At 40.3% G+C, this 17,534-nt stretch carries 17 protein-coding genes and 1 pseudogene; 9 read left to right on the top strand and 9 right to left on the bottom strand.

Annotated features, from left to right (window positions below):
• The first annotated feature begins 93 nt into the window (after window positions 1-93).
• Window positions 94-1,058: pseudogene (locus tag NSP_RS26170) on the top strand (Rpn family recombination-promoting nuclease/putative transposase).
• A 68-nt stretch (window positions 1,059-1,126) separates the two neighbouring features.
• Here the strand turns inward: NSP_RS26170 and NSP_RS02375 are convergent.
• On the bottom strand, window positions 1,127-1,741 hold the full coding sequence (locus tag NSP_RS02375) for a Uma2 family endonuclease (protein WP_006196275.1): 615 nt from the start codon (window positions 1,739-1,741) through the stop codon (window positions 1,127-1,129).
• Between the two features lie 45 nt (window positions 1,742-1,786).
• Between NSP_RS02375 and NSP_RS02370 the strand changes: the two genes are divergently transcribed.
• Window positions 1,787-2,410, top strand: a complete 624-nt coding sequence (locus NSP_RS02370; protein WP_006196277.1) for a fimbrial biogenesis chaperone — start codon at window positions 1,787-1,789, stop codon at window positions 2,408-2,410.
• An 87-nt stretch (window positions 2,411-2,497) separates the two neighbouring features.
• Here NSP_RS02370 and NSP_RS02365 read toward each other — a convergent pair whose 3' ends face one another.
• Window positions 2,498-3,010, bottom strand: coding sequence for a Csu type fimbrial protein (locus NSP_RS02365; protein ID WP_006196279.1), 513 nt, complete (start codon window positions 3,008-3,010; stop codon window positions 2,498-2,500).
• A gap of 6 nt (window positions 3,011-3,016) precedes the next feature.
• Between NSP_RS02365 and NSP_RS02360 the strand changes: the two genes are divergently transcribed.
• The gene (locus NSP_RS02360) at window positions 3,017-5,335 is read left to right on the top strand and encodes a fimbria/pilus outer membrane usher protein (protein ID WP_006196280.1); all 2,319 of its coding nucleotides are present in this window, start codon (window positions 3,017-3,019) and stop codon (window positions 5,333-5,335) included.
• Between the two features lie 108 nt (window positions 5,336-5,443).
• Window positions 5,444-6,976, top strand: coding sequence for a YifB family Mg chelatase-like AAA ATPase (locus tag NSP_RS02355; RefSeq protein WP_006196282.1), 1,533 nt, complete (start codon window positions 5,444-5,446; stop codon window positions 6,974-6,976).
• A 93-nt stretch (window positions 6,977-7,069) separates the two neighbouring features.
• On the opposite strand, the gene NSP_RS02350 is transcribed toward NSP_RS02355, so the two are convergent.
• A complete protein-coding gene (locus tag NSP_RS02350) occupies window positions 7,070-7,774 on the bottom strand; it encodes an ATP synthase subunit B family protein (RefSeq protein WP_006196284.1) in 705 nt (234 codons plus the stop codon).
• 339 nt (window positions 7,775-8,113) lie between these two features.
• Here NSP_RS02350 and NSP_RS02345 point away from each other — a divergent pair, with 339 nt between their 5' ends.
• Window positions 8,114-8,362 (top strand): peptidoglycan-binding domain-containing protein, encoded by a 249-nt coding sequence (locus tag NSP_RS02345; protein WP_017803766.1) that lies wholly within the window; start codon window positions 8,114-8,116, stop codon window positions 8,360-8,362.
• 382 nt (window positions 8,363-8,744) lie between these two features.
• Here NSP_RS02345 and NSP_RS02340 read toward each other — a convergent pair whose 3' ends face one another.
• From NSP_RS02340 to NSP_RS25850, 3 genes are all read right to left on the bottom strand, one after another.
• Window positions 8,745-9,155, bottom strand: a complete 411-nt coding sequence (locus NSP_RS02340; RefSeq protein WP_006196287.1) for a helix-turn-helix domain-containing protein — start codon at window positions 9,153-9,155, stop codon at window positions 8,745-8,747.
• Entirely contained in the window at window positions 9,143-9,430 is a 288-nt protein-coding gene (locus tag NSP_RS02335; protein WP_006196288.1) for a type II toxin-antitoxin system HigB family toxin, read from the bottom strand. Before NSP_RS02335 ends, NSP_RS02340 begins: the two co-directional genes overlap by 13 nt.
• 114 nt (window positions 9,431-9,544) lie before the next feature.
• The gene (locus NSP_RS25850) at window positions 9,545-9,688 is read right to left on the bottom strand and encodes a hypothetical protein (RefSeq protein ID WP_158442620.1); all 144 of its coding nucleotides are present in this window, start codon (window positions 9,686-9,688) and stop codon (window positions 9,545-9,547) included.
• A 64-nt stretch (window positions 9,689-9,752) separates the two neighbouring features.
• Between NSP_RS25850 and NSP_RS02330 the strand changes: the two genes are divergently transcribed.
• From NSP_RS02330 to NSP_RS02320, 3 genes are all read left to right on the top strand, one after another.
• Window positions 9,753-10,775: a YihY/virulence factor BrkB family protein gene (locus tag NSP_RS02330; RefSeq protein WP_006196289.1), complete on the top strand. Its 1,023-nt coding sequence runs from the start codon at window positions 9,753-9,755 to the stop codon at window positions 10,773-10,775.
• 75 nt (window positions 10,776-10,850) lie between these two features.
• Window positions 10,851-12,146, top strand: a complete 1,296-nt coding sequence (gene purB / locus NSP_RS02325) for an adenylosuccinate lyase (RefSeq protein WP_006196290.1) — start codon at window positions 10,851-10,853, stop codon at window positions 12,144-12,146.
• Between the two features lie 316 nt (window positions 12,147-12,462).
• Window positions 12,463-13,677: an RNA-guided endonuclease InsQ/TnpB family protein gene (locus NSP_RS02320; RefSeq protein ID WP_006196291.1), complete on the top strand. Its 1,215-nt coding sequence runs from the start codon at window positions 12,463-12,465 to the stop codon at window positions 13,675-13,677.
• Window positions 13,678-13,854: 177 nt separating this feature from the next.
• On the opposite strand, the gene hemH is transcribed toward NSP_RS02320, so the two are convergent.
• The 3 genes from hemH to NSP_RS02300 form a co-directional block, all read right to left on the bottom strand.
• Window positions 13,855-15,021, bottom strand: coding sequence for a ferrochelatase (gene hemH / locus NSP_RS02310; protein ID WP_006196296.1), 1,167 nt, complete (start codon window positions 15,019-15,021; stop codon window positions 13,855-13,857).
• Window positions 15,022-15,302: 281 nt separating this feature from the next.
• Complete coding sequence (locus NSP_RS02305) at window positions 15,303-16,202, bottom strand: alpha/beta fold hydrolase (protein ID WP_006196297.1); 900 nt, start codon at window positions 16,200-16,202, stop codon at window positions 15,303-15,305.
• A 12-nt stretch (window positions 16,203-16,214) separates the two neighbouring features.
• Entirely contained in the window at window positions 16,215-16,706 is a 492-nt protein-coding gene (locus NSP_RS02300; protein WP_006196298.1) for a HugZ family pyridoxamine 5'-phosphate oxidase, read from the bottom strand.
• Window positions 16,707-17,029: 323 nt separating this feature from the next.
• On the opposite strand from NSP_RS02300, the gene NSP_RS02295 reads away from it, so the two are divergent.
• Window positions 17,030-17,392, top strand: coding sequence for a putative quinol monooxygenase (locus tag NSP_RS02295; RefSeq protein ID WP_006196299.1), 363 nt, complete (start codon window positions 17,030-17,032; stop codon window positions 17,390-17,392).
• Window positions 17,393-17,534 lie beyond the last annotated feature (142 nt).

Here is a 17,534-nt window from a genome sequence, read left to right as displayed (position 1 = left end):
TAGGGGATGGTTGGGTGAGGTGGCGATCGCTTTTTTGCAGAGAAAAAGTTAAGCTGTTGTGTAATCAGATGTTGTGTAAATCTATACAGCTTTATGTCCAAACCTGCGGATGTCAGCACCAAACGTTTAATTAGTCTCGCACCCAACAACTGGGTAAAATGGGTAACACAAATCCCGGATGTAGTTGCTAAAGAAATACTCAATTCTGAATTTCAGTGGATTAGTAGAGAAAGTGATGTACTTATCCGCGCTGAGAGTCAAGAATACGGAAAATTTCTGGTTCTTAATGAACTGCAATTGCGGTATAAACCAGAAATGCCTCGAAGAATGGGAGCTTATGCAGGACTAGCTGAGGAAAAATATCAATTACCCACCTATCCTGTACTCATTAACATTCTGAAAACAGGTAATGAAGAAATACCAACTCGATATCAGTCAAATATTGCTGGTTTGGAGGTGCGTCAAGATTACCGAGTAATTAATCTTTGGGAAGTAGATGTTAAAATTGCCTTAGAACAACCTTTACCTTCTTTACTGCCTTTTGTACCAATCCTCAAAGGTGGTGAAGATGAAACTATAACAGGACTTACGCAAAATCATGAAAAAACGAACCACAAAGAACGCGAAGGACACGAAGGAAAGAGGGTTGCAGAGAGTTATTGCGTAAGTCCTATATAATTCGGGAAGCATTGCGTTTATTAAAAGCCGATGAACAGTTAAATCAATTAGAAACAGTTCTGGCTTTTTTTGCTACTTTTGTATTAGATAGTGCCTTAGTTCAAGAAATCATGAGGTGGGATATGGCTGTTTTCCGTGAATCACCTTGGTATCAAGAAATATTGAAACAAGGGGAACAAAGAGGAGAACAAATAGGAAAAAGAGAAGAAAGAATCTCAAGTATTGAATTATCTTTAGAAGTGAAATTTGGTAATGAAGGATTAAAATTCATGCCGAAAATATCAGAAATATCGGATTTTGAAACATTAAAAATAATTCAACGTTCAATTCTCACAGTTGAAAGTTTAGAGGAATTAAGACTGATCATGGAAAACTTGTAACCATTAATTACTCAAAGATTGAATTGAGAATCAAGTAATGCGTAAAGAACAATAAAGATAAATACTGCTCAAATATTACCAGCTTGAAAAATCTGTTGGGCAGTCAAATTCAAATCTGGAAAAGTTGATGATATGATCCTTTCATCATTTCTAAACTGCGTTACTTGATACTCACCATCAATCAACAAATGAATAGATATAGTAGGTTGTTTAGGACTACCTATATAACGAATACCACCTAAACCTAAATAATCAATAATCCAATATTCAGGAATACCAATCTCTTCATAATCTCGTAATTTAGTTAAGTAGTCATCGCGCCAATTAGTGCTGACAACTTCAACAATTAAGGGAATAGAAGCAGCTTGAGTTACAGTTGATTGTTTTTGCCACAGAGGTTCACTGACTAAATTAGTCCGGTTTAATAATAGAATATCTGGTAAATAACCTGATTCGCTTTCAGGTGGTTTGACTAATGCTTGTTTAGGAATGGAATAAGGAAGATTTAATCTATCAAATTCTACAGTTATTTTTCTAGCTGTAAAACCTATGATATCTTCATGTAGTCCTGTTGGTTGTGACATTTCCACAATTACTCCATTATGCAGTTCATAGCGTTCTCCATCTGGTTTCCAATCTGCAAATTCTGCAAAGGTTACTGGTTTTTGTAAAACTTGAACCATGATTTATATACCTTAACTTCACTGTTATGGATGATTTAATTATACTTGATAGAGAATGAATCTGCCAGCTTTCAATTCAAAGTATTCAAATGGGAACAAAATGCCCAAGGAGAAGACAAACTCACCCCTACTGAAGATATTATTCTGTTTCCATCTCTACTTTCCGTAGAATCCCAGGAAGAGCGGCAAATTAGACTCGGTTCTAAAGTTCCCATTAATACTGTTGAAAAAACTTACCGACTGATTGTGGAAGAACTACCGACAAAAACCAGTCAACCCACTCAGAATGCAGTCCAAGTCTTAACTAATTTAAGTATTCCTATTTTTCTACAACCGAACCAAATCAACCAGTCAGGAAAAATGGGACAACTAGCAATCAAAAAAGGTAATTTATCTTTTGAGATTAATAATACTGGTAATGTGAATCTTCGTCCACAGCAAATTACAGTCCAAGGAGTAAGTGCCACAGGGGAAAAAATTATTGAAACTGCTGTTAATAGTTGGTATATTTTAGCGGGTAATACTAAATCCTACAGTGTAGAATTACCACCCAAGGAAAAATGTAATGGGGTCAAGAAACTGGTAGTGGAAGTCAAAACTGCAAAAACCACCCTGAAAGAAACCCTAGATACTCCCCAGGGCGCTTGTGCTGCTGCTTACCCCCCTTAGTCCCCCCTTGTAAAGGGGGGAAACTGGAGAATCTTGTCCCCTCCCCTTGGTAAGGGGAGGGTTAGGGTGGGGTTAATTTCAAAATGCTTACAAAGCCGCTTTCAGTTGCACCGTGTCCTGGTAATTTCCCGCCGGCACATTTTGCCCCGCCGGAATCTTAATATAAAGATTGACATTACTGGCTGAACCCGTACCAGTCAATGACAAAGCAGTGTTATCGGTGTTCCCCCAAATTATTGTCCTAGATTCATCTTGATATAATTCATACAATAAGTAATTTCCCGCACCATCAGTCATGCGGCGCACGGGCTGAGTGTCTGTGGAGCCAGTAGAGGGATTTTGTCCTTGTCCCAGGGTAATTTTCCCAGTAGTATTACTCGGTAAAGTGATAGCGATTGGTACTGTTGCCGTTGCCGGAGTAGACGGGTTAGTTATGTTCTCAACTGGTATTGGCACAGGAGCAGCAGCTGGGGTAATTACAATACTAGGAACTACTGAAGCAGAAACATTCAAATTAGCATTTGCGCTACCTGCCATTGCGGGAGCAGTGGAACTAGCCATAAGTAACAAAACAGTTAATAGGGAAGGGCGCAATTTCATGGTTTTATGTCTGTAAATAATGGCTGGTGGTTGCTGTTAGTTTCGGGTTGGAGTTTTGTAGTCTGTTCTGAGGTTGCTGCACAAGAACAAAATGCCATTTTGGAACTTACCGTTAATCAGGTGGCTAAAGAAGCAATTTTTGTGATTTTACGCCCCCAGGATATTCTTGTTAGTCTTCCTGATTTAGAAAAAGCCGGGTTAGAAAGTTTCGCTGGTAGTCGAGAAACTATTAATAATGAAATTTATGTTTCTCTGGTTTCCTTAGCTCCCCAGGTCAGCTATATTTTTGATAAAAAAGCCTTAACTTTAAGTATAACAGCCCAACCGGAATTATTAAGGAGTAATTCATTTAATTTAGGTCAGGAGTCACAAAAAAATATTACTTATAGTCAAAACACTAGTGTTTTCTTTAATTATGCTTTTAATTTACCTGTTGACATTGAAAAATTCAAGTTTAACAATTATACATTTTTTGGAGAATCAGGATTAAGCATTAATAAAAGTTTACTTTATACCAGTTTTTCCCGCAAAACTGACGGTTCTTGGTTGCGAGGTTTAACCAACTTCACCTTAGATAATCCCCAAAAAATGACTAAATGGGTAGTTGGTGATTCCTTTGCCAGCACCGGTGATTTAGGGGGAGGAATGTTTATGGCTGGTGTGAGTAAGTCACGGGATTTTGGACTAAATCCTGATGTCATTCAACAACCAACTTTTAGTTTATCTGGTGTAGCCTTAACACCTTCCAAAGTAGAGGTTTTTGTTAATGGACAAAGAGTAAATCAAACAGAAGTACCCCCCGGTCGCTTTCAATTTGATAATTTACTCCTACCTACCGGTAGTGGTTATAAAAAAGTTGTAATTCGTGATGCTTTGGGTCGAGAACAGGTAATCACTTCACCTTTTTATTTTGCTCCAGGGTTGCTAAAACCCGGTTTATCTGACTACAGTTTTAATTTAGGTTTACAGCGATTTAAACTAGATTCTGATAATTTTAATTATGGTTCTTTGGCCTTTCTCGGTCGCTATCGTCAGGGTATCACCAACTCCCTGACCCTGGGCGGGCGCTTGGAGGTTGCTAGTAATTTAATTAGTGGTGGTTCTAGTCTAACCACTACCCTACCCTTTGGGGCTTTAGGACTATCCCTAGCCGTCAGTAGTGAATCAGGAATTCCCGGGGCTGCGGCTGCCCTCACCTATAGCTATTCTGGTCGTAATATCGGTTTTGGTGGTTCGGTGCGGCTGTTGAGTGACCAATATGCTAATTTAAGTTTGACAGCATTAGATGACAGAGCCAAGTTAGAAAATAATGCTTTTATTTCTGTCTCTCCCACCCGTAATTTAAGCTTAGGTTTGCAGTATGCGTCCTCTGACTTCCGTGATAAAGGACACAGTAACCGCCTAGCTCTCACCAGTAGTTTGCGTCTCAATTCCCATGCAGATTTATCTATAAATCTCAGCCGGTCTAACCAACCTACACAACCAACTACAAATGAACTATTTATCGGTTTCAATTATACTTTAGGTAATGCTAGAGCTAGTATTAATCGGCAAGATACCAATGGTAAAACTGCAATTAACTCAACTGTATCTGTGCAGAAATCTCCACCGGCGGGAAATGGCTTGGGCTACCGTCTTCAGGTTAACCCCAACGGGGAAAAAATTCCCGCTAATGGTAGTATTCAGTATCGCGCTCCCTTTGGCGTTTATGAGTTAAACCTCAACCGCAGTAATGGTAAAAATAGTGGTTCTGTTAATGTTTCTGGTAGTATTATCGGGATAGGAAATAGTGTTTTTATTGCTCCTCCCGTTACCCAAAGCTTTGCACTCATACAAGTTCCAGGGGTGAGGGGTGTGCGTGGTTACAGTAATAATCAGGAAGTTGGACGCACTGATTATCGCGGTAATTTAATAATTACTAATCTGCGCCCTTATAATGGGAATAATTTGAAAATCCAAGATGAAGATATTCCTTTAAACTACAAAATTGATGCTAATGAAAAAGTAATTACTCCACCTTTTCGAGGTGGGGCGGTTGTGCGTTTTCCTGTGCAACTAATTCAGAGTATTGTTGGTACTTTGTCGGTAGAAACATCAGGAAAAACTGTAATTCCTTCCTATGGTCAGTTAAATATAACTGTGAATAATCAAATTATTAACTCACCTATTGGTAAGGAAGGAGATTTTTATTTAGACAGTGTTGCTCCGGGAAAATATGCAGCTAATGTGGACTATGAAGGCGGTATTTGTAATTTTGAGCTAACTATTCCCCAGTCTCAGGAACAAATGGTTAATTTAGGTAATTTAAAGTGTATCATTCCTTAGAGGGTGTTTTAAAAGTTTTTAATAACATTTGTATTCGGTGATTTCACTCATTGTTAATTTACCTGAAAATCTGGTTTGATATAATTAGGGTTTATTCATATATGAACAATGCTGGCTAGAGTCTGGAGTGCATCTATTGTTGGTATCGACGCGGTGAAGGTGGGTGTGGAAGTGGATGTTTCTGGTGGTTTACCGGGAATTGTAATTTTAGGTTTACCAGATTCGGCGATTCAAGAATCAAAAGAACGGGTAAAAGCCACTTTGAAAAATGCGGGTTTTGCTTTTCCCATGAGAAAGATTGTAATTAACCTCACTCCCGCAGATTTAAGGAAAGAAGGACCTGCTTTTGATTTACCTATTAGTGTGGGAATTTTAGCAGCTTCTGAACAAGTAAACCCTGATTTATTAGGGGATTTTTTATTTTTAGGTGAAGTTTCTTTAGATGGTACTTTGCGTCCGGTTGCTGGTGTTTTACCTATTGCTGCAACTGCTGAGAAAATGGGAATTTCTGGTTTAGTTGTTCCTGTTGACAATGCTCAAGAAGCTGCCGTTGTCCAAGGATTAAATGTTTATGGTTGTCATCATATTTCTGATGTAGTTGATTTACTAAATAATCCGGGCAAATTCAAACCTGTAAAATTAAATGAAAAGCCAGAAACTTTAATTGCCACATCTTCAATTTTAGCAGATTTACAAGATGTCAAAGGTCAGGCTCATGCTCGTCGGGCTTTGGAAATTGCAGCAGCTGGTGGTCATAATTTAATATTTGTTGGACCTCCAGGAAGTGGGAAAACGATGTTAGCAAGACGTTTACCGGGTATTTTACCACCTTTGGAGTTTGCGGAATCTTTAGAAGTGACTCGGATTCACTCGGTGGCTGGGTTGTTGAAAAATCGCGGTTCATTAGTACGAGAAAGACCTTTTCGCAGTCCTCACCATTCAGCATCGGGACCTTCTCTAGTTGGTGGTGGTAGCTTTCCCCGTCCTGGGGAGATATCTTTATCACATCAAGGTATTCTTTTTCTCGATGAGTTAACTGAGTTTAAAAGAGATGTATTAGAATTTCTTCGCCAACCTTTAGAAGATGGTTATGTTACCATTTCTCGTACTAGACAATCGGTGATGTTTCCGGCGCAATTTACTTTAGTCGCCAGTACAAATCCCTGTCCTTGCGGTTACTATGGCGATACTATTCAACAGTGTACCTGTTCACCCAGACAACGGGAGAATTATTGGGCAAAGCTTTCGGGACCTTTGATGGATCGGATTGATTTACAAGTTGCAGTGAATCGTTTAAAGCCAGAGGAAATTACCCAACAACCCACGGGAGAAGGTTCAACTTCAGTTTTGGAGAGAGTTACAAAGGCACGCGATCGCGCTGTTAAACGTTTTCAAGGAGAACCAAATCTGCGTTGCAATGCTCAAATGCAAAGCCATCATCTTCAGAAATGGTGCAAGTTAGATGATGCTAGCCGCAGTTTATTAGAAGCAGCAATTAGAAAATTAGGCTTATCTGCAAGGGCGAGCGATCGCATTCTCAAAGTAGCCAGGACTATCGCAGATTTAGCAGGAGAAGATGAATTAAAAGCCAATCATATAGCTGAAGCGATTCAATACCGCACAATCGATAGGATGCAATAATATAGGACAGTGTTTAAGTGATTTATCGTAAAAACTCATTCATCAGCACTTTTAAATCAATTTAGCGAATTTCACCTAACTGAATCAATGTTTCTACGCGTCAGTATCTTGTTGTTTAACACGATTAATGTATGTCAGTAGTTCTTGATTCTCAGCTTCGGTAATTTCTCCATTCTCTTTTTGCTGACGCAGATAAGAGAATCTATTTTGTTCTTCCAGAGATAACCGACTTTGAATAATTTGTAATAAAGCTGCTTCGCTATTGGCAGTTTCTGGGGTTTCGGATAGAGGTAAAGACTCATAAGCAAGGGATTCTAAAAATTCTAGTGCTTTTAATAAAGACTCTCCTGGTAATTGTTGCAGTAGTGCGATCGCTCTTTGGCGAATTTCTGTAGGTGCAGTCATCGTCAACCTAACCTCATTTACATCTAGGTCAAATTTTAGCCCAAGTTCTTCGCTCTCCTGTCTGTCTAAAGTCTTATCTTTGTAGGCCTCTGGCTGCTGTGACTGTGAGCTAGTTATGAGCAGTGGAGTCGTGGGTATCTCATAATCATCCGGCTCTAATAACAGGTTGAAGGCCTGAAAGCATCGAGTCAGAGACTGCGTATCAACCTTGCTTTTACGCCTAAAAATTTTACACAGGGTATGAGTGTCTAAACCTATGTGATAACTCAGATAATCAAGTGTAAATCGCTTATTTTTGTTTTCATTAAATTCTGCTTGTTGTCTTGCATACTGAAGTTTATGCAATCCTTTGGGCGTAAGGATTGCACCACGTTTGCGTTGTTTTTTAGGCATGAAGAAAACGTTGTATTTGATTTACACAACCCCAAGCAAACAAGAGAATTAGTCAGCTTAGAGTCAGCCTCATACTCTAAGTGGTTTGATTTCACTGAATGTTAGTAAAGTGGCGTTAGTGAGAGTATATGGACATCAGATGAAGATTTACAAGAGTATAGCGATTGCTTGACGTGCTTATTAATACTATATTATTTAAATAGCGAATTTTAACAATTTAAAACAATTTTGCGGTTTAATTGGCTCAAAACCTAAACCTTTGGAGGGATTGCTACTGATGGTTTAGAGCGATCAACAGTAGATGGTAGATTCGGTCCCCAAACAGCAGCACGAATGGATATGTCTCCAGCCGAAGGTTTTGCTATGGCTAGGCTTCTAAAAATCACTGCCCCTAATTTTTTGCAAGGTGAAGATGTTCGCAAAGTTCAGCAAGCACTAGTTAATGCTGGTTTTCTTAGCGCAAATCAAATTAATGGTATTTATGATAACGATACAGAATCTGCTGTGGAGAAGTTTCAGGAAGAAAAAGGTTTAAGTCAAGATGGTGTTGTTGGACCTCAAACCCGCAGACTATTAGGTATATCTTAACAGCAACCTCTGATATTTAAAGGTATTGCGATCACTCCCCCAAATGAGACAAACTGGAATAAAAGAGGGATGCTGTTGAACCTTTCATTTTGCAGGTGAGAAATCGGTTATAGGTTTGTTTAATACAGTCTGTCCGCTTCTTGTAATAACTACACATGCATGACGCGTAGCGGCTTTCCGTAGAGAAGTCCAGCCACCTGGATTAATGAAAAAATAGGATTTTTAACCCGCGCAGGCGGGTTTCGTTTGTATAGCCGCGACTTCCAGTCGCTAGGGCTGTAATAAATTAGACTTTTCAAACAACCTCTTACACCTCTGGGATTCTTTCATTCTACTATTGCGATCGCTTCCCTCTCCACAGGCTGTACACCTGCCTACGAGATTAATCTAAAAATACTTGAGGTTGAACTTTAAAACGTTGTACTAACTGCTGAATTTGACTCAGAGTTAGTGCTTGATGTTTGTTTAAAATAGCCTCTATTGTTTCTGATGTACCAATCTCAGGTAAATCTGATAAACATAATTTATGTTCCTCCATTAAATAAGCCAATATATCGCCACCGCTACAATTAGGGATAGAATAATACTCTCTCTCATAAGCCTCAATCAGCGTCCCTAACGTATCAAGCAAATTATAAAGAGGATGCTGTTCATTTGTGCCAATTTCATCAATTAAATTATTTAATCGCTGAATTGCTTGCTCATATTCGTCCTCATTGCGAATTGTCAGCAGTGGTGCGATCGCACTCCAATGAGTATTAATATCTGGGGGAAGTGTGATTAACTTTTCCATGTGTCTTTGTCGTATTCTGAATGGGTTAACATATAACGAATATAAACTTTCTGACGATTAAAGTGGATTGAAGTAATTAATCTGTATTTGTTACCACCAATATTAAACACGATTAAATCACCGACAATATCAGCACTAGGAAAAACAGAGCGTAATTCTTCAAAACTTTGAAAGTTTGCCGATTGCATCAGCTTAAACCAACGAATCAGCGCAGTTTGACTGTCAGGATACTCTTGCCAAAATTGACGCAATACTTTACGAGAAATAATGTGCATAATTCGGTGAACTGATTAAGCATAGATAACCTTTGTTTTCATAGTTAACCTCCTGAAATTTCGGTATCTTAGCATTTGTCGAAGGCTTACACCTCTGGGGATTCTTTCATTCTACTATTGCGATCGCTTCCCTCGCCGCAGGCTGTAAGCTACTACACAGGTATGACCCGTAGCGGCTTTCAGTTCTACATTCTTTCCCAGAGATATAAATTCTGTCTCACGAATAGGGCAAAAACACCTTGAGGAAGATGTAGCCAACTCATAAACCAGTATCAAATATAGCAGGAGGGTAGCAACTTCCTAGTATAAGGAGACTGATTTCATGAAGTTACAGGCGGTTTGGACGCTATTTCCAGAAACATTGAAACAATGGAGTGAAGATAAAGCCTCACGGTTAGCCGCAGCATTAGCTTATTACACGATATTTTCTATTGCACCATTGCTAATTATTGTAATTGCGATCGCAGGCGCAGCATTTGGAGAAGAAGCCGCCAGGGGTGAAATTGTTCGCCAAATTGAGGATTTAGTCGGCAGAGATGGCGCACAATTCCTGGAAATAGCTATTAAAAATGCTAGCAGACCACAAGCCGGTGCGATCGCCTCTATTCTGAGTGTTGTAATTTTACTTATAGGTGCTACTGGTGTATTTGCGGAGTTACAAGACTCCCTCAACACCATTTGGGATGTCAAAGCCAGACCGGGACGTGGCATCATGACCATCATTCGCCAACGCTTTTTATCATTCACGATGATTTTAGGCATTGGCTTTTTACTTCTCGTTTCCTTAGTCATTAGTGCCGGATTATCAGCACTGATAACTTATTTTAGCAACGCCTTACCAGAAATTGATTCCATCTGGCAGATGCTCAATTTTATTCTTTCTTTCGCCATTACTACAGTTATTTTTGCACTAATTTTTAAAGTTTTACCAGATGTCAGAATTACTTGGAGTGATGTTTTAATTGGTGCATTGCTTACCTCTCTCTTATTTTCCATCGGTAAGTTTTTATTAGGACAGTATATCGGTAGGAGTACTTTGGGTTCAGCTTATGGTGCGGCTGGTTCACTGGTGGTAATCATCGCTTGGGTTTACTATGCTGCCCAAATTCTGTTTTTTGGCGCAGAGTTTACCCAGGTTTATTCCAGGAGATACGGTACTGACATCACTCCAACTGCAAATGCTATCCCACGCACGGCTAAAACTGCTGTCGAGGGAAGGGTAATAAATAATCATCCGCAAAATACTCAAAGAAAAAAGCAATCCTCTCGCTTAATTAATCGTGTTCTCCACTACTTTAGGCATCCCAAGCGCTTAAAACGCCGTCGCAGAAATCGCCGCTATTGAATTTATTGCCTAACTGATAGTTATGGATGGGTTAATTAAACGGTAAAATATGACAGTTGTATTCTGCCGCGAACGTTGATTGAGCGTTATACTCTGCCCGAAATGGGCAACCTGTGGACTGAAACTTACAAATTAAAAACCTGGCTTCAGGTGGAAATTGCAGTTTGTGAAGCCCAAGCTGAACTGGGTTATATTCCTTCTCAGGCAGTTGAAGAAATTAAAGCTAAGGCGAATTTTGACCCGAAGCGAGTCTTGGAAATTGAAGCTGAAGTCCGTCATGATGTCATTGCCTTTTTAACTAATGTCAATGAATATGTGGGTGATGCTGGGCGTTATATTCATCTAGGTTTAACTAGCTCGGATGTACTAGATACCGCTTTAGGACTACAATTAGTTGCTAGTCTGGATCTCATATCCCAACATCTGGAAGAGTTGATTCAGGTAATTCGCCTCAAGGCGCGAGAACATCGTTATACAGTCATGACTGGCCGTTCACACGGTATTCACGCTGAACCGATGACTTTTGGATTTAAGTTAGCTGGATGGTTAGCTGAGGTGTTGCGCCATCAAGAAAGGCTGAAAGTTCTCCGGGAAACCATCGCCGTGGGGAAAATTTCCGGTGCTGTGGGAACCTATGCCAATATTGAACCACGAGTGGAAGCGATCGCTTGTGAAAAACTAGGACTCAAACCTGATACGGCCTCAACTCAAGTTATTTCGCGCGATCGCCATGCCGACTATGTGCAACAATTAGCCTTAGTTGCCGCATCCATTGAACGCTTTGCTGTAGAAATTCGGAATCTCCAAAGAACAGACGTTTTAGAAGTAGAAGAATTTTTCGCCAAAGGTCAAAAAGGCTCGTCAGCCATGCCTCACAAGCGCAACCCCATCCGTTCAGAACGGTTGACGGGAATGGCTAGGTTGGTAAGAAGTCATGCCGGTGCAGCCCTGGAAAACGTGGCTTTATGGCATGAACGGGATATTTCCCACAGTTCTGTAGAACGGGTAATTTTGCCAGATGCTTGCATTTTGACTCACTTTATGCTTGTAGAAATTACCGGATTAGTGAAAAACTTGCTGGTCTACCCCGAAAACATGGCGCGGAACCTCAACTGTTATGGCGGTGTAGTGTTTAGCCAAAAAGTTCTCCTGGCTTTAATAGACAAGGGAATGAACCGAGAAGAAGCTTACGCCATTGTTCAAGAAAGCGCTCATACTGCTTGGAACAAGCCAGAAGGAGACTTCCACGCCTTAATTACTCAAAACCCGCGTGTGACTCAAAATCTGTCACCAGCAGAAATTGAAGCCTGTTTTGATCCGCAGCAACATCTGCGTCATTTAGATCAAGTTTACCAACGATTAGGGATTTAGGCAGGGAGAAGAGGCAGGGGAGCAGGGAGCAGGGGAGAAGACGTTGGGCTTGTACCAAAATTTTTCTTCCTGATCTCCCCTTTTGACTAAAATTAAAATACTTGAACTCGTGCTAAACCATAGGGAATTTCTCGCGCCAAGCCCAGATGATTACCGAAAAACGAGCCAAAGCCCCTGGCTTTAGACATGGGGATGTAGGCGATTTGTGGCTTTAGCCACTGTGCAACCTTTGTATGGCTTTAGCCACAGAAAGTTTATCTTTCGTATTGACCTTAGTTAAATATAACGTATAATTCTTTTAGGAGGTGATGAATAAGTGTTTTCTTTGACTTATGAGTTTCGACTAAAACCAACTAAGCAGCAAATAAAAATCTTTCAAGGCTGGTTAGAAATTAACCGCAAAGTCTATAACTATGCCTTAGCAGAACGCAAGCATTGGTATAAATCCCGCTCCTGTCAAATTAACGCTTGTTCATTGCATTCTGAATACATTATCCCCGCAGATACACCACGCCCTACCTACTCAATTCAGTGTAAATCATTAACTGCAGCAAAGGAACAATATCCAGAATTAAAAAGTGTCCATTCTCAGGTATTGCAACAAACACTCAAAAGACTGGAAAATGCTTTCACTTCCTTATGGGAGCGCAATTTTGGATTCCCTCGTTTTAAGAAAGCTGGGCAGTTCCGTTCTTTTGTATTTCCGCAACTAGGAAAAGAACCCTTAAAAAACAATGCTGTTAAACTCCCTGGAATTGGATGGGTAAGGTTGAGAAAATCCCGTGAGATTCCCACAGATGCAACAGTTAAACAAGTGAGAATTGTCAAACGGGTATCTGGATGGTATGCAATGTTAACATTGCAATGGAATGTGTCTGTTCCTCAACATCAACCAGTGGGAGAAGCAATTGGTGTCGATGTGGGATTAATCAGTTTTGTTGCTACTTCTGGTGGACTTTGTGTTCAACGCCCTAAATTCTTTGTAGACCTCCAACGCCAGCTTAAATTGCTGCAACAAAGAGTTAGTCGTAAAGTTAAAGGGTCAAATAATTGGCACAAAGCTCAAAAGAAAGTGGCAAAATTGCATGAACATATTGCTAATACTAGAAAGGACTTTCATTGGAAAATAGCACATCAACTTTGTGATACTGCTCAAACTATCTTTGTAGAAGATTTGAATTTAGTGGGATTGTCCAGGGGAATACTTGGCAAGCATTGTCTAGATGCTGGATGGGGACAATTCTTTGAAATTCTGGAGCAGTGTTGTTTTAAGCGTGGTGTATTTTTCCAGAAAGTAGATAGCCGAAAGACTTCTCAGATTTGCCCTAATTGTAGAATAGAAACGGGTAAAAAAGAGTTGTCACAGCGTGTTCATGTTTGTGAACATTGTGGCTATACAACTGATAGAGATGTTGCAGCCGCTCAAGTAGTTCTGATTAGAGGACTTGCAGCCGTCGGGCAGACGGTAAAGATGCTTGCTGAGGGTAAATTCGTTGGAATCCCTGTGACGCAAGAATCCCCCGGCTTCTAGCCGTGGGGAGTGTCAAAAAGGTTAAAAATAGATTGCGTCTCACTAATGGGATATTTAATATAAATCTTGTGGGGAGGGCAAAGATGCTCGCCCTTGGATACCTAATTCAGATCAATAAAATAGGGGCGCAAAGTCTCGCGTCCCCACCAATTTGATAATTGCTATTGGATTTTAAATTTACTGCAAAAGGCCAATCATGTGCAGAAAACCATGACCAGTAACTATCTCAATTACTAAAGCAATAAAGCCCAGCATCGCAATGCGACCATTCCAAACTTCAGCGCTAGTAGTCATCCCCCATTCCCAGTTCTCTTGGGGGTACATTTTCACCCTTTTTTTCATTTGTGCAGCTTGGGAAAGCTTGAAACTGGGTTTATTTAGGGCATCAATTACTAGGTCTGCCAATGCTTTAATAAATACTGGGTGAGTATTGGGAGCAGCAGCGCGACGGAAGTTTTCAATTCCTGACTCTTCGGCTATTTCTCGATATTCAATATCAATTTCTTGTAAAGTCTCGATGTGTTCGGAGACAAAACTGATAGGTACAACAACTAAATCTTTTACACCTTGTGCGCCGAGTTGTTGCAGCGCATCTTCAGTATAAGGCTGTAGCCATTCTACGGGTCCGACACGACTTTGATAAGCTAGGGTGTAAAGATTGGGTCGATTGAGAGTCTGCATAATTAATGCAGTACATTCTTCAATTTCTTGCTCATAGGGGTCTCCGGCTTCTTCAACGTAGCTTTTAGGAACGCCGTGAGCGCTGAAAAATATATGAGCTTCATCGGGGTTGGGACATTGGTCGAGTTCTTGGGCTATGAGTTCCGCCATAGCTTGCAGATAGCTTGGTTCTTTGTACCAAGAGGGAATCACAGTATAGTCAATGGGCTGAAGTTCTGGCTTTTCTCGCCAAAGTTTATCTAACAGCCGAAAACTAGAACCACTGGTACTAATGGAAAACTGTGGGTACAGTGGTAAAATTACCAGGTGTTCAATATTATCAGCAGCAATTTGTGCGATCGCTTCTTCTGTGTAAGGATGCCAATAACGCATTCCTACGTAGATATCCACTTCTTGACCCAAATCACCCAAATGTTGTTTCAGGGCTTGTCCTTGTTCCTCAGTGATTCGCCGTAGTGGAGAACCGCCGCCAATTTGCTTATAATTCGCTTGAGATGTTGTAGTTCGCCGTGTAGCAATAAACCAAGCTAGAGGTTTTTGCAGCCAGCGAAACGGTAGGCGAATGATTTCTGGGTCGGAAAATAGGTTATACAAAAAAGGCCCGACATCCTCTAGCTTATCGGGGCCACCGAGATTGAGTAATAAAACGCCTACACGACTCATAGCACTTATTTTCCCCCAATCTTTTCAGGTTTTTTACTAATGTTAACAATATATCTTTATTAAATATAAAGCTTTATAGCCAGCAAACACGAAATGTCAACAATCTTAAGGGATTGATGTTACCAGTTCGTAGTTGCGCTTTAGCGCTCTCTCTTTCAGCAACGCCTTGACAATGCTGATAATTTAATTAATCTTTCTTAATTCTAGACTATTTTTGTAGCAATTATCAAGATAGGCAATTTTCAACAATTTATTCATAGAATGTAATATTCTGCCATTTTTTATGAGAAACAAGCTGTCAAATAGGGTTGTAAGAGACCAATGATCACTTCTGGGGTTTCGAGATGGGGTAATATTCCGGTATGTGCGATCGCATAAAAATCGCGAATTGCGCCTATATTCAGATTGGCTAAACGTCGCCCTAACTTGATGCTGGTAAATTGTGCCTTCTCGCCCCAAAACATCACCGTAGGAGTTTGCAGTTGCTGAATGTACAAACTTAAATCAAAATACAAGTCTCCCCGCAAAAACGCCAAAGCCGAAAACTTAGCATTAGGCTGTTGTGCAGAAATTAAATAAGCATCGACGATTTCTTGAGAAACCCGTTCGGCTTTCGCAAACAGAAAGCTTTGCAGAAAATTTCTCACAGCAAATTCATTTTCAGCGCCTAGAGTATAAATTAAATTATCCACTAGCGGCGAATTAATAATTGGCAATGGTATTCTGCGTCCAGCACCCTGACCAAAGTCATCAAACCCAGAAGGACAGACTAAAAACAAGCTGTGAAATAAATCAGGATGGTTAATAGCCAGACGGATAGCGAAAGCAGCTGTTAAAGAAGAAGCCACTACCGTGACTGGTTGGCGGCAAGTTTGGGTGATAAACTCCTGAATAGTATGCAAATAATCCCTAATTTGATAGTCTCGCACTGGATGAGCAGATTCACCCCAACCAATTAAATCTGGTGCTAATATGCGGTGAGTAGCTGCAAAAGCCGGGTAAACCTTAGACCATTCAAACGCAGAAGCCCCACCGCCAAAATTATGGAGAAATAACAGAGGAGGTAAATCTTCCGTCTCAGCATTTAACCAAGGCGTAGTGGTTTGGGTATAGTAAACCATAGCCCCTAGAGATGTATGAATAACTTTATGCCCAAAGCCGGGAGGTTGAAACTGAAGCATAAATTAAATTATTTATTTGCCTGTAATATGAACCAGTTTATCCAGTTGTTCACCACTAATCTCATAAGCTGTCCCGAAACCAATCACAAAACGACCAGCGCTAGGAGTTAAGCGGAAAATCCGAAAGTCTGGTAAACCCCGAAATACTTCAATCAGTTCACCAAAACGGGCTTTAAATTGAGCGACAATTTGATTCCAGGTCTCAGTTTCTCGCTCTATCAAAGTCGCTGTACAATCAAAACTCAACCGACGACGGGCAAAAATTTGGTAACACTTAGATTCATCCTCAATAAATAAGACACTCACACGAGGATTGATATGGATATTTTGAGTGTGAATTGCTAAACCACTAACGTAGATATAGATATTTTTAGCATCATCCATCACAAAAGGAGTGTAACCAGTATTGGGTATGCCTGCTTGATTAACCGTGCTAATGATTACACTCTCAACAGTTTGAGGAAAAGTTTCATACTCAGCTTGAGCTTGTTCAATTTTGCTCATAAGTCAACTTCTGGTTTATTAGCAACTTTTTCTTAAGTATCCTAACGCGAATAGAGTTTTGCAATTGGGTAATTGTCGGGTGCGTTCAGAAATCACAGGACTTACGCAAAATATCTCTCAAACCCTCTTTCCTTCTCCCAAGGGGAGACGCTAACGCGAACGTGTCCTTCTCCCAAAGGGAGACGCTAGCGCCATAAGCGAAGCTATGCCGAAGGCTTTACGTGGTTCATTCTTCCGTGACTTGTGCGTAAGTCCTAAATCAAATAGTAGTCCTATAGATATAATTTTAAATAAATTACTGTGTCAACAATCACAAGATATTTATGTCAACTCAAGACAAGTGCTGTACAATTGTCCCCTACTTTAAAGTTCATAGTGGCAAACTAGACCTTTTTAAGGATCTATGCCAGCAATTCGTCACAAAAGCAAATGAGGAGCCTAAGTGCCTCTATTATGGATTCAGTTTTGACAAAGACCAAGTTCACTGCCGTGAAGGCTATGAAGATGCTGAGGGAGTGCTAACTCATCTCGATCATGTGGGTTCTTTATTGGAAGAAGCCCTAAAGATTGCTGATTTGACTCGTTTGGAAATACATGGCCCAGAAAAAGAATTGGTAAAACTGAGGGAACCCCTAGCTAAATTGAATCCACAGTTCTTTACTCTTGAGTATGGTTTTCGACGTTGACAATCTGTTAGGATTTATATATTGACAGAAGCTGCTAAATATGCGGTGTGGATTTCAGGCATTTCCACTTGATTTTTCGATGATTTTTGAGCGATGCCTGGGTTGGGCTACTTTATCTCTAAAAAGCCTGAGATGAAGTAAT

The sequence above is a fragment of the Nodularia spumigena CCY9414 genome (assembly GCF_000340565.2).
GTDB lineage: Bacteria > Cyanobacteriota > Cyanobacteriia > Cyanobacteriales > Nostocaceae > Nodularia > Nodularia spumigena.
This window is presented reverse-complemented; position numbering and strand designations above follow the sequence as displayed.

Excerpts from the sequence above, each read along its gene's own strand:
- NSP_RS02375 (WP_006196275.1), bottom strand. The coding sequence starts at position 1,741 with ATGGTTCAAGTTTTACAAAAACCAGTAACCTTTGCAGAATTTGCAGAT.
- NSP_RS02305 (WP_006196297.1), bottom strand. The coding sequence starts at position 16,202 with ATGCTTCAGTTTCAACCTCCCGGCTTTGGGCATAAAGTTATTCATACA.
- NSP_RS02345 (WP_017803766.1), top strand. The coding sequence starts at position 8,114 with ATGTCTCCAGCCGAAGGTTTTGCTATGGCTAGGCTTCTAAAAATCACT.
- NSP_RS02350 (WP_006196284.1), bottom strand. The coding sequence starts at position 7,774 with ATGCCTAAAAAACAACGCAAACGTGGTGCAATCCTTACGCCCAAAGGA.
- NSP_RS02360 (WP_006196280.1), top strand. The coding sequence starts at position 3,017 with ATGTCTGTAAATAATGGCTGGTGGTTGCTGTTAGTTTCGGGTTGGAGT.
- hemH (WP_006196296.1), bottom strand. The coding sequence starts at position 15,021 with ATGAGTCGTGTAGGCGTTTTATTACTCAATCTCGGTGGCCCCGATAAG.
- NSP_RS02355 (WP_006196282.1), top strand. The coding sequence starts at position 5,444 with ATGCTGGCTAGAGTCTGGAGTGCATCTATTGTTGGTATCGACGCGGTG.
- NSP_RS02365 (WP_006196279.1), bottom strand. The coding sequence starts at position 3,010 with ATGAAATTGCGCCCTTCCCTATTAACTGTTTTGTTACTTATGGCTAGT.
- NSP_RS02335 (WP_006196288.1), bottom strand. The coding sequence starts at position 9,430 with ATGCACATTATTTCTCGTAAAGTATTGCGTCAATTTTGGCAAGAGTAT.
- NSP_RS02295 (WP_006196299.1), top strand. The coding sequence starts at position 17,030 with ATGTCAACTCAAGACAAGTGCTGTACAATTGTCCCCTACTTTAAAGTT.
- NSP_RS02340 (WP_006196287.1), bottom strand. The coding sequence starts at position 9,155 with ATGGAAAAGTTAATCACACTTCCCCCAGATATTAATACTCATTGGAGT.
- NSP_RS02300 (WP_006196298.1), bottom strand. The coding sequence starts at position 16,706 with ATGAGCAAAATTGAACAAGCTCAAGCTGAGTATGAAACTTTTCCTCAA.
- NSP_RS02330 (WP_006196289.1), top strand. The coding sequence starts at position 9,753 with ATGAAGTTACAGGCGGTTTGGACGCTATTTCCAGAAACATTGAAACAA.